Genomic DNA, 11,212 nt, shown 5'->3' with positions numbered 1-11,212 from the left:
GAAACTTCGGGCGAGGCATCGGTTTTCAGCCACACCGAACGGGTCAGCACACCCGCTCAGCGCCGCGGCCGACGCGTCATCAGACCGTGCAGAAAGGGCAGGTCGACGTCCTCCAGCGAGGAGACCACGGTGCGGTGCGGCGTCGCCGGGATCGGCGCCACGGACGGCACCGCCACCACCCGGCAGCCCGCCGCCTCCCCCGCCGCGACCCCGGTCGCGGTGTCCTCCACCACCGCACACCGCGCCGGGTCCACCCCGAGCCCCTCGGCGGCCAGAAGGTACGGGTCGGGGTGCGGCTTGGTGCGCTCCACCTCGTCGCCGGCCACGGTCATGGTGAAGTGCTGCGGGCCGAGCGAGATCAGTACCCGGTCGATGATCCGCCGGTGCGAGGCGGAGACCAGCGCGGTGGGCACCCGGTGCTCGGCCAGCTCGCCCAGCAGCCGGGCGGCCCCCGGCATCAGCGGCAGCGCCCGGCCGATACGGCGCTCGAAGCCCTCGTTGAGCAGTACGGTCAGCTCCTCGACGGTGACGTTGGCGCCCGTCGACTCCAGCAGGAAGCCGGCGCTGCGGCTCATCGGCCCGCCCACGACCACCTCCCGCCAGGCCTCGTCCAGGGCGTGGCCGAGCCGGGCGAACACCTCGACCTCGGCCTCCCACCAGAAGCCCTCGGTGTCCACGAGGGTGCCGTCCATGTCGAGCAGCACGGCCTGAAGGGTGGACCCGTCGGCCGTTCGGGTTCCGACAGCGGGGACCGTACTGGTCATCCGGCGCACCTCCGTGAAGGGACGAGAAGGCCGGCTGCCTCCCTGGTGGCAGGAAGGCAGCCGGCCTGCACTGGACCGACCAGTGTACGTCCCACCGCATCGGCCCGCCCGCGGAGCGGCCCGGGGGCGGTCGGCCGGTACGTCGACGCCCGCGGTCAGCGGGCGTTGAAGTACTTGGCCTCGGGGTGGTGGATGACGATGGCGTCGGTGGACTGCTCGGGGTGGAGCTGGAACTCCTCCGAGAGGTGCACGCCGATCCGCTCCGGTCGCAGCAGCTCGGCGATCTTGGCCCGGTCCTCCAGCTCGGGGCAGGCCCCGTAGCCCAGTGAGAAGCGGGCGCCCCGGTACTTCAGGGCGAACATGTCCTCCATGGCCTGTGGGTCCTCCCCGCCGAAGCCCAGCTCGGCGCGCACCCGGGCGTGCCAGTACTCGGCCAGCGCCTCGGCCAACTGCACGGACAGGCCGTGCAGTTCGAGGTAGTCGCGGTAGGAGTCGGCGGCGAACAACTCGGCGGTGGCCTCCCCGATCCGGGAGCCGACGGTCACCACCTGGAAGCCCACCACATCGATCTCGCCGGACTCCTCGGGGCGGAAGAAGTCGGCCAGGCAGAGGCGGCGGCCGCGGCGCTGGCGGGGGAAGGTGAAGCGGGTCCGCTCATTGCCCTCGTCGTCCAGGACGATCAGGTCGTCGCCCTTGGAGACGCAGGGGAAGTAGCCGTGCACCACGGCCGCTTCGAGCAGGTTGTCCGTCTGGAGCCGGTCCAGCCAGCCGCGCAGCCGGGGCCGCCCCTCGGTCTCGACCAGCTCCTCGTAGGTGGGCCCGTCGCCGGTGCGGGACTGCTTCAGCCCCCACTGGCCCTTGAAGAGGGCGCCCTCGTCCAGCCAGGACGCGTACTCCTTGAGCGGGATGCCCTTGCTGACCCGGGTGCCGCGGAACGGGGGCTCGGGGACCGGGTTGTCGGTGGCGACGTCGGAGCGGACGGTGCCCTCCTCGGGGCGGTCCTCGACCTCGGGGGTGGCCGCCCGCACCCGCCGCTGCCGCAGCTCGGGCAGGGTGGCGCCGGGCACTCCGCGCTTGACGGCGACCAGCGCGTCCATCAGCCGCAGCCCCTCGAACGCGTCCCGGGCGTACCGGACTTCGCCCTGGTACAGCTCGTGCAGGTCCTGCTCGACATAGGCGCGGGTGAGGGCGGCTCCGCCGAGGATCACCGGGAAGTCGGCGGAGAGGCCGCGCTGGTTCAGCTCCTCCAGGTTCTCCTTCATGATCACGGTGGACTTGACCAGCAGCCCGGACATGCCGATGACATCGGCCCGGTGCTCCTCGGCCGCGTCGAGAATGGCTGAAACCGGCTGCTTGATGCCCAGATTGACCACGTTGTAGCCGTTGTTGGACAGGATGATGTCGACCAGATTCTTGCCGATGTCGTGAACATCACCGCGGACGGTGGCCAGCACGATGGTGCCCTTGCCCTCCTCGCCCTCGGCCTTCTCCATGTACGGCTCCAGATAGGCCACCGCGCTCTTCATCACCTCGGCGGACTGGAGCACGAACGGCAGTTGCATCTGGCCGGATCCGAAGAGTTCGCCGACCACCTTCATGCCGTCGAGCAGGGTGTCGTTGACGATGTCGAGGGCCTTGCGGGTCTGGAGCGCCTCGGCCAGATCGTCCTCCAGGCCGTTCTTCTCGCCGTCGATGATGCGCCGCTTCAGCCGTTCGTCCAGCGGCAGCGCGGCCAACTCCTCGGCCTTGCCCGCCTTCAGGGACTTCGCGGTGGCGCCCTCGAAGAGCTCCATCAGCTTCTGAAGGGGGTCGTAGCCCTCGCGCCGCCGGTCGTAGACCAGGTCGCGTGCGACGGTGACCTGCTCCTCGTCGAAGCGGGCGATCGGGAGGATCTTGGAGGCGTGCACGATGGCCGAGTCCAGACCGGCCTTGACGCACTCGTCCAGGAAGACCGAGTTGAGGACGATGCGCGCCGCGGGGTTCAGCCCGAAGGAGATGTTGGACAGGCCGAGGGTGGTCTGCACCTCGGGGTGCCGCTTCTTCAGCTCGCGGATCGCCTCGATGGTGGCCACCCCGTCCTTGCGGGACTCCTCCTGGCCGGTGCAGATGGTGAAGGTCAGGCAGTCGATCAGGATGTCCGACTCCAGCACGCCCCAGTTGCCGGTCAGGTCGGCGATGAGGCGCTCGGCGATCGCCACCTTGTGCTCGGCGGTGCGCGCCTGGCCCTCCTCGTCGATGGTGAGGGCGATCAGCGCCGCCCCGTGCTCCACGGCCAGCGCGGTCACCTGCGCGAAGCGCGACTCGGGCCCGTCCCCGTCCTCGTAGTTGACCGAGTTGATGACGGCCCGGCCGCCCAGCTTCTCCAGCCCGGCGCGCAGTACACCGACCTCGGTGGAGTCCAGCACGATCGGCAGGGTGGACGCGGTGGCGAAGCGCCCGGCCAGCTCCCGCATATCGGCGACGCCGTCCCGGCCCACGTAGTCCACACACAGGTCGAGCAGATGGGCGCCCTCCCGGATCTGCTCCCGGGCGATCTCGACGCAGTCCTCCCAGCGGCCCTCCAGCATGGCGGTGCGGAACTTCTTCGAGCCGTTGGCGTTGGTCCGCTCGCCGATGGCCAGATAGGAGGTGTCCTGCCGGAACGGCACGGCCTGGTAGAGCGAGGAGGCGCCGGGTTCGGGCTGCGGGGAGCGCTCCGGCGGCGTGACACCCCGCACCCGCTCCACCAACTGGCGCAGATGCTCGGGCGTCGTACCGCAGCACCCGCCGACCAGGGACAGCCCGTAGTCCCGTACGAAGTTCTGCTGGGCGTCGGCCAGGCCCTGCGGGTCCAGCGGGAAGTGGGCGCCGTCCTTGGTCAGTACGGGCAGTCCGGCGTTGGGCATACAGAGCAGCGGGATGCGGGAGTGCCGGGCGAGGAAGCGGAGGTGCTCGCTCATCTCGGCCGGTCCGGTGGAGCAGTTCAGGCCGATCAGGTCGACGCCGAGCGGCTCCAGGGCGGCCAGGGCGGCGCCGATCTCGGAGCCGAGCAGCATGGTGCCGGTGGTTTCGAAGGCCAGCGAGCACAGCAGAGGCTGGCCGCTGCCGGCCGCCTCGATGGCGCGGCGGGCACCGAGCAGGGCGGCCTTGGTCTGGAGCAGGTCCTGGGTGGTCTCCACCAGCAGCGCGTCCGCACCGCCGGCGATCAGTCCCTCCGCGTTGGCCTGGAAACCGTCGCGCAGGGTGCCGTAGTCGATATGGCCGAGGGTGGGGAGCTTGGTGCCGGGGCCGATGGAGCCGAGGACCCAGCGCAGCCTGCCGTCCCCGGCGGTGTACTCGTCGGTGGCCTCGCGGGCGATCCGGGCTCCGGCCTCGGAGAGTTCGAAGATGCGGTCGGAGACCTCGTACTCGCCCAGCGCGGTGTGGTTCGCGCCGAAGGTGTTCGTCTCGATGCAGTCGACGCCCACCGCGAGGTACTCGCCGTGGACGGAGCGGACGATGTCGGGGCGGGTGATGTTGAGGATCTCGTTGCAGCCTTCGAGCTGCTGGAAGTCGTCCAGGGTGGGGTCCTGCGCCTGGAGCATGGTGCCCATCGCACCGTCGGCCACCACCACCCGGCCGGCGAGCGCCGCACGGAGGGCGGCGGTCCTGCCGGGGCTGTCGGCGGGCGCGGTGGACGGGGTCGGCAGCGAGGCCATGAGAGTGCTCCCTGGGATGCGACGGCTGTCGGCTTTGCGGAGTCCTGGGGGATCCGCACCCGGCCAGGGTAGCCGGGCGGGCTGTTTCCGCGGTGGGGGCGTCCACCGGTCGGACGGGCTTGGCGTACCTTCCCGTCGGTGGCCGGAGAGCGACGCTCCGGCGGCATGGGTTTGGTACGAGGTCGGCAACGACCGATAGTGTTCAGCATTGTCGAACGCGGCCGGAATTCAGGTGTGAACGGTCGGCCTGGAGGCCGGGACGGCCGGGGGACGGAGGTGGGAGCGGCGATGGCACGGAACATCCAGTCGCTCGAACGGGCAGCCGCGATGCTGCGGCTGCTGGCGGGCGGCGAGCGACGGCTCGGCCTGTCGGACATCGCCTCCTCGCTGGGCCTGGCCAAAGGCACCGCGCACGGCATCCTGCGCACCCTGCACGACGAGGGCTTCGTCGAGCAGGACCCGGCCTCCGGGCGCTACCAGTTGGGCGCCGAACTGCTGCGCCTGGGCAACAGCTACCTCGATGTGCACGAGTTGCGGGCCCGCGCCCTCGTCTGGACCGACGACCTGGCCCGCTCCAGCGGCGAGAGCGCCTATCTGGGCGTGCTCCACCAGCAGGGCGTCCTGGTCGTGCACCACGTCTTCCGGCCGGACGACAGCCGGCAGGTGCTGGAGGTCGGCGCGATGCAGCCGCTGCACAGCACCGCCCTCGGCAAGGTGCTCTGCGCCTACGACCCGGTGGCGCACAGCGAGGTCGTGGAGGCGGAGCGGAAGACGTTCACCGCACGCACCGTGGCGGGCCTGGGCGATCTGGAGCAGGTGCTCGATCTGACCAGGGCGCGCGGCTACGCGGCCGATGTGGAGGAGACCTGGGAGGGCGTGGCCTCGATCGCCGCCCCCATCCACGACCGGCGCCGGATGCCGGTCGGCGCGGTCGGCGTCACCGGCGCCGTGGAGCGGGTCTGCCGGGACGGCGAGCTGCGCCCGGAACTGATCGCCGCGGTACGGGACTGCGCCCGCTCCGTCTCCCGGGACCTGGGCGCCCAGCGCTTCTGACGCACGCCCGCCCGGCGCCTCCCCGCGCGGCGCCCGTACGCGGCGTTCCCGAGTGCCGCCGGCATCCGCACCCCGCCCGCGACCTCCGTCCCGCGCCCCCGTCCCGCGCTCTGCGCCCACGCGCGCCGGAGGCGCCGGTTCCCCGTGTCCGGGGTGCGGCCCTGGAGACCGGGCGGCGCGGGTTGTCAAGACGCGACTGACCAGGGCCACGTTTTGACCGGCTCGGGGATCGGTAACGATCGGACTTTGGGTGCTTCCACCCTTGACTCACCACCGGAGGGAACGAAAGACTCGCGTCCATCGGTCGGCATTGTCGAACACCAAACGGCAATACACGCTACATTGCGACAACGCCATGGGCCGGGAACCGCCCTCACCGAGGGCGCGGACCACCGGAGGGACCCGGGGTTCGCCTTCCCCTGGACGAAGGACAAAGGAGTCGCGGGTGTCCAGCTCCGACATCTTCATCGGCGAGACCGTAGGTACCGCCCTTCTCACCCTGCTGGGCGGCGGTGTCTGCGCCGCCGTCACCTTCAAGCGCTCCAAGGCGCACGGCGCCGGCTGGCTGGCCATCACCTTCGGGTGGGGCTTCGCCGTGCTCACCGGCGCCTATCTGGCCGGCGGGCTCTCCGGCGCCCACCTCAATCCGGCGCTCACCATCGGCCTGGCCATCGAGGGCGGCACCAAGTGGAGCGACGTCCCGCTCTACCTGGTCTCGGAGCTCTTCGGCGCGATGATCGGCGCGGTACTCGTCTGGCTCACGTACTACGGCCAGTTCCAGGCGCACCTCAAGGACCCGGAGGTCCTGGCCGAGCTGCCGGCCGAGGAGGGGATGGTCGACCAGAAGGCGGCGCCCAAGGCCGGACCGGTGCTCGGCGTCTTCTCCACCGGCCCCGAGATCCGGAACACCTGGCAGAACGTGCTGACCGAGGTCATCGCCACCTTCGTGCTGGTCATCGCGATCCTCACCCAGGGCCTCAACGCCGACGGCGACGGCCTCGGCACGCTCGGTGCGCTGATCACCTCGCTGGTCGTGGTCGGTATCGGCCTCTCCCTGGGCGGTCCGACGGGGTACGCCATCAACCCGGTGCGCGACCTCGGGCCGCGCATCGTACATGCGCTGCTGCCACTGCCGAACAAGGGTGGGTCTGACTGGAGCTATGCGTGGATACCCGTGGTGGGACCGCTCATCGGCGGCGCCCTCGCGGCCGGGTTCTACAACCTCACGTTCGCCTGAACGTGCACCCGGCCGGTAGCGCCGTACGCGGCACCCCGCCGTACACCTCCGCGCAGACGCCAACGAACAGACTCTGGAGCACACCGTGACCGACGCAACCAGCCCCGCAGCCCACTCGCACGGCACCGGGCCGTTCATCGCAGCCATCGACCAGGGCACCACCTCCAGCCGGTGCATCGTCTTCGACCGGGACGGCCGCATCGTCTCCGTCGACCAGCGCGAGCACGAGCAGATCCTGCCGAAGCCCGGCTGGGTGGAGCACGACGCCAACGAGATCTGGACCAACGTCCAGGCCGTGGTCGTCGGCGCCATCGAGAAGGCCGGCATCACCCGCGACGACATCAAGGCCATCGGCATCACCAACCAGCGTGAGACCACGCTGCTCTGGGACAAGAACACCGGCGAGCCGGTGCACAACGCCATCGTCTGGCAGGACACCCGCACCGACGCGCTCTGCAAGGAACTCGGGCGCAACGTCGGCCAGGACCGCTTCCGCCGCGAGACCGGCCTGCCCCTCGCCTCCTACTTCGCCGGGCCCAAGGCCCGCTGGCTCCTGGACAACGTGCCGGGGCTCCAGGAGCGCGCCGAGGCCGGGGACATCCTCTTCGGCACCATGGACTCCTGGGTCATCTGGAACCTCACCGGCGGAGTCAACGGCGGCCACCACGTCACCGACGTCACCAACGCCTCCCGCACCCTCCTGATGAACCTGCACACCATGACCTGGGACGAGAAGATCTGCTCGTCCATCGGCGTGCCCATGCAGATGCTCCCGGAGATCCGCTCCTCGGCCGAGGTGTACGGCGAGATCACCGGCGGCCGCCTCGGCGAGACCCTCGGCGGCATCCCCGTCGCCTCCGCCCTCGGCGACCAGCAGGCCGCCCTCTTCGGCCAGACCTGCTACGCGGAGGGCGAGGCCAAGTCCACCTACGGCACCGGCACGTTCATGCTGATCAACACCGGTGACAAGGCCATCAACTCCTACTCGGGCCTGATCACCACGGTCGGCTACCAGATCGGCGAGCAGAAGCCGGTCTACGCGCTGGAGGGCTCCATCGCGGTCACCGGTGCGCTGGTGCAGTGGATGCGGGACCAGATGGGCCTGATCAACTCCGCCGCCGAGATCGAGACCCTCGCCTCCTCCGTCGAGGACAACGGCGGCGCCTACTTCGTACCGGCCTTCTCCGGCCTCTTCGCCCCGTACTGGCACTCCGACGCGCGCGGGGTGATCGCCGGTCTGACCCGGTACGTCACCAAGGCGCACATCGCGCGGGCCGTGCTGGAGGCCACCGCCTGGCAGACGCGGGAGATCGCCGACGCCATGACGAAGGACTCCGGGGTCGAGCTGACCGCCCTCAAGGTGGACGGCGGCATGACCTCCAACAACCTGCTGATGCAGACCCTCTCCGACGTCCTGGACGCGCCCGTGGTGCGGCCCATGGTCGCGGAGACGACCTGCCTCGGCGCGGCCTACGCCGCCGGCCTCGCCGTCGGCTTCTGGCCGGACACCGAGGCGCTGCGCGCCAACTGGCGCCGGGCCGCCGAGTGGACGCCCCGCATGGACGCGGAGACCCGGGAGCGCGAGTACAAGCTCTGGCTCAAGGCCGTACAGCGGACCATGGGCTGGCTCGACGAGGACTGACCGGGCGGGCCGGGGCCCGCACCGGGCCCCGGCCGGACCGGCGGATCGAGTCGGACAAGTCGACAAGGAGTAACACCATGACCACCCTTGAGCGCGTTCCCGCACTGGGCACGCATCCGGCAGCCGGCGCCAACCCGGGCCGCGCCGAGACCCGGGAGCGGTTGGCGCGCGCCACCTACGACCTCCTGGTGGTCGGCGGCGGCATCCTGGGCATCTCCACCGCCTGGCACGCCGCGCAGTCCGGGCTCAGGGTGGCCCTGGTGGACTCCGGGGACTTCGCCGGCGCCACCTCCTCGGCGTCCTCGAAGCTGCTGCACGGCGGGCTGCGGTACCTCCAGACCGGTGCGGTGAAGCTGGTCGCGGAGAACCACTTCGAGCGGCGCGCCGTCTCCCGCCAGGTCGCCCCGCACCTGGCCAATCCGCTCACCTTCTACCTGCCCGTCTACAAGGGCGGCCCGCACGGCGCGGCCAAGCTCGGCGCGGGTGTCCTCGCGTACTCGGCGCTCTCCGCGTTCGGGGACGGCATCGGGCATCTGCTCAGTCCGGCGCGGGCCCAGCAGGATGTGCCGGAGCTGCGCACCGACGGTCTGAAGGCGGTCGCGGTCTACGGCGACAACCAGATGAACGACGCGCGGATGGCACTGATGACGGTACGGGCCGCGGTCAACGCGGGTGCCGTGGTGCTGAACCACGCCGAGGTCACCGGGCTGCGCTTCACCCGCGGCCGGGTCACCGGCGCCGAACTGCGGGACCGCCTCGACGGCGACGAGTTCGGGGTGGACGCCCGCCTGGTGCTCAACGCCACCGGCCCCTGGGTGGACCACCTGCGCCGGATGGAGGACCGGGGCGCCGACCCGTCGATACGGCTGTCCAAGGGCGCCCATCTGGTGCTGAAGCGGACCGCGCCGTGGAAGGCGGCGCTGGCCACGCCCATCGACAAGTACCGCATCACCTTCGCCCTCCCCTGGGAGGACATGCTGCTGCTCGGCACCACCGACGAGGAGTACGAGGGCGAGCCGGGCGAGGTCGCGGTCACCGAGCAGGACATCGCGCAGATTCTCGACGAGGCCGCCTTCTCCGTCCGCGACCAGCAGCTCTCCCGGGACCTGATCACCTACTCGTTCGCCGGGCTGCGGGTGCTGCCGGGCGGGCCGGGCGACACCTCCAAGGCGAAGCGGGAGACCGTCGTCACCGAGGGCCGCGGCGGGATGCTGTCGGTGGCCGGCGGCAAGTGGACCACGTTCCGGCACATCGGGCGGACCGTGATGCAGAAGCTGGAGACGCTGCCCGGCCACCCGCTGGGCGAGGACTTCGAGCCGATCGGGCGGTTGCCGCGGCGGCTGCCCCTGCCCGGGGTGGCCAGCCCGCGCGCGGTGGCGCACCGGCTGCTGGTGGACCACCCCGCGCCCGGCCCGCGGATGTCGCCGGAGACCGCGCGGCATCTGGCCACGCACTACGGTTCGCTGGCCTTCGACATCGCCCGCCTCGCCAACGAGCGCCCCGAGCTGGCCGAGCGGATCCACCCCGACGCCCCGGAGATCTGGGCGCAGGTGGTGTACGCGCGGGACCACGAGTGGGCCGAGACCGCGGACGACGTGCTGCGCCGCCGTACCACGCTCACCATCCGCGGCCTGGCCGGCGACGAGGTGCGGGCCGGGGTGCGGCGGCTGCTGGAGAAGTGATCCCGCCCCAACCGCCTTGCCGCACCACCGGATTCACGGGGCGATGACGAACCCCCGGGACTGATCGCGCACACGCCGTAAGGTTGGGTCGTACGCGAGGGCTCGTCGGAAGGAGGCGCTGGGTGATCGAGCTCGAGGGGGTTCCCGAGCTGGTCGACCCGGTCATGGTGGCCGCGTTCGAAGGCTGGAACGATGCCGGTGACGCCGCTTCCACCGCGGTCGCGCATCTCGACAGCGAGTGGAAGGGCGAGGTGTTCGCGGCGCTGGACGCGGAGGACTACTACGACTTCCAGGTCAACCGGCCCACGGTGTGGCTGGACGGCGGAGTGCGCAAGATCACCTGGCCGACGACGCGGCTCTCCGTGGTCCGGGTCGGCGGCGACAAACCGCGGGACCTGGTGCTGGTGCGCGGTATCGAACCATCGATGCGCTGGCGCTCGTTCTGCAACGAACTGCTGGGCTTCGCACATGAGTTGGGGGTGGAGCTGGTGGTGGTCCTTGGCGCGCTGCTCGGCGACACCCCGCACACCCGGCCGGTCCCGGTCAGCGGCGTCACCTCCGATCCGGATCTGGCCCGCACCATGGACCTGGAGGAGACCAAGTACGAAGGCCCGACCGGCATCGTCGGCATCCTCCAGGAGGCCTGCACCCATGCCGGCGTCCCGGCGGTCAGCCTGTGGGCGGCCGTCCCGCACTATGTGTCCCAGCCACCGAACCCGAAGGCCACCCTGGCCCTGCTGAACCGTCTTGAGGATCTGATCGACGTACGGATCCCGCTGGGTGAGCTGCCGGAGGACGCGCGGGCCTGGCAGTTGGGCGTGGACCAGCTCGCGGCGGAGGACAGCGAGGTCGCCGAGTATGTGCAGACGCTGGAGGAGGCGCGGGACACCGCGGAGCTTCCGGAGGCGTCCGGCGAGGCCATCGCCCGCGAGTTCGAGCGGTATCTGCGGCGGCGGGACGGCGGGGGTCCCTCGCCGGGCGGGCACGCGACGGACGGTGGCGCGTCGTATCTGCGGGACACGCCCAGCAGCCGGACGCGGCGGCCTGAGCGGCCCGCGGAACCGCGGGAGGACGGGGACGAGGAGGATCCGTCGGACGAGGAGTAGCCGTCGGACGGCCCGCTGTCGCACAGTTCCCCGCGCCCCTTGGACAAGGGG

7 protein-coding genes are annotated in these 11,212 nt (G+C 71.1%); 5 read left to right on the top strand and 2 right to left on the bottom strand.

Annotated features, from left to right (window positions below; all coding sequences use genetic code 11):
* Nucleotides 1-56: 56 nt before the first annotated feature.
* Together ACFVST_RS11545 and metH are read right to left on the bottom strand one after the other, a co-directional pair.
* Nucleotides 57-764 carry an HAD family hydrolase gene (locus ACFVST_RS11545; protein WP_390149283.1) on the bottom strand — a complete coding sequence of 236 codons (708 nt, stop codon included), beginning with the start codon at nucleotides 762-764 and terminating at the stop codon, nucleotides 57-59.
* Between the two features lie 155 nt (nucleotides 765-919).
* Nucleotides 920-4,441: a methionine synthase gene (gene metH / locus ACFVST_RS11540; protein ID WP_390149282.1), complete on the bottom strand. Its 3,522-nt coding sequence runs from the start codon at nucleotides 4,439-4,441 to the stop codon at nucleotides 920-922.
* 288 nt (nucleotides 4,442-4,729) lie between these two features.
* Between metH and ACFVST_RS11535 the strand changes: the two genes are divergently transcribed.
* The 5 genes from ACFVST_RS11535 (at nucleotide 4,730) to ACFVST_RS11515 (ending at nucleotide 11,161) form a co-directional block, all read left to right on the top strand.
* Nucleotides 4,730-5,494: an IclR family transcriptional regulator gene (locus ACFVST_RS11535; protein ID WP_390149280.1), complete on the top strand. Its 765-nt coding sequence runs from the start codon at nucleotides 4,730-4,732 to the stop codon at nucleotides 5,492-5,494.
* 445 nt (nucleotides 5,495-5,939) lie between these two features.
* Entirely contained in the window at nucleotides 5,940-6,731 is a 792-nt protein-coding gene (locus tag ACFVST_RS11530) for an MIP/aquaporin family protein (protein WP_390149279.1), read from the top strand.
* An 85-nt stretch (nucleotides 6,732-6,816) separates the two neighbouring features.
* Complete coding sequence (glpK, locus tag ACFVST_RS11525) at nucleotides 6,817-8,373, top strand: glycerol kinase GlpK (RefSeq protein WP_390149277.1); 1,557 nt, start codon at nucleotides 6,817-6,819, stop codon at nucleotides 8,371-8,373.
* 77 nt (nucleotides 8,374-8,450) lie between these two features.
* Nucleotides 8,451-10,055 carry an FAD-dependent oxidoreductase gene (locus ACFVST_RS11520; RefSeq protein WP_390149275.1) on the top strand — a complete coding sequence of 535 codons (1,605 nt, stop codon included), beginning with the start codon at nucleotides 8,451-8,453 and terminating at the stop codon, nucleotides 10,053-10,055.
* Between the two features lie 122 nt (nucleotides 10,056-10,177).
* The gene (locus tag ACFVST_RS11515; protein ID WP_390149274.1) at nucleotides 10,178-11,161 is read left to right on the top strand and encodes a PAC2 family protein; all 984 of its coding nucleotides are present in this window, start codon (nucleotides 10,178-10,180) and stop codon (nucleotides 11,159-11,161) included.
* Nucleotides 11,162-11,212 lie beyond the last annotated feature (51 nt).

The sequence above is a fragment of the Streptomyces sp. NPDC058045 genome (assembly GCF_042885635.1).
Lineage (GTDB): Bacteria > Actinomycetota > Actinomycetes > Streptomycetales > Streptomycetaceae > Streptomyces.
This window is presented reverse-complemented; position numbering and strand designations above follow the sequence as displayed.

Excerpts from the sequence above, each read along its gene's own strand:
- metH (WP_390149282.1), bottom strand. The coding sequence starts at position 4,441 with ATGGCCTCGCTGCCGACCCCGTCCACCGCGCCCGCCGACAGCCCCGGC.
- ACFVST_RS11535 (WP_390149280.1), top strand. The coding sequence starts at position 4,730 with ATGGCACGGAACATCCAGTCGCTCGAACGGGCAGCCGCGATGCTGCGG.
- ACFVST_RS11545 (WP_390149283.1), bottom strand. The coding sequence starts at position 764 with ATGACCAGTACGGTCCCCGCTGTCGGAACCCGAACGGCCGACGGGTCC.
- ACFVST_RS11520 (WP_390149275.1), top strand. The coding sequence starts at position 8,451 with ATGACCACCCTTGAGCGCGTTCCCGCACTGGGCACGCATCCGGCAGCC.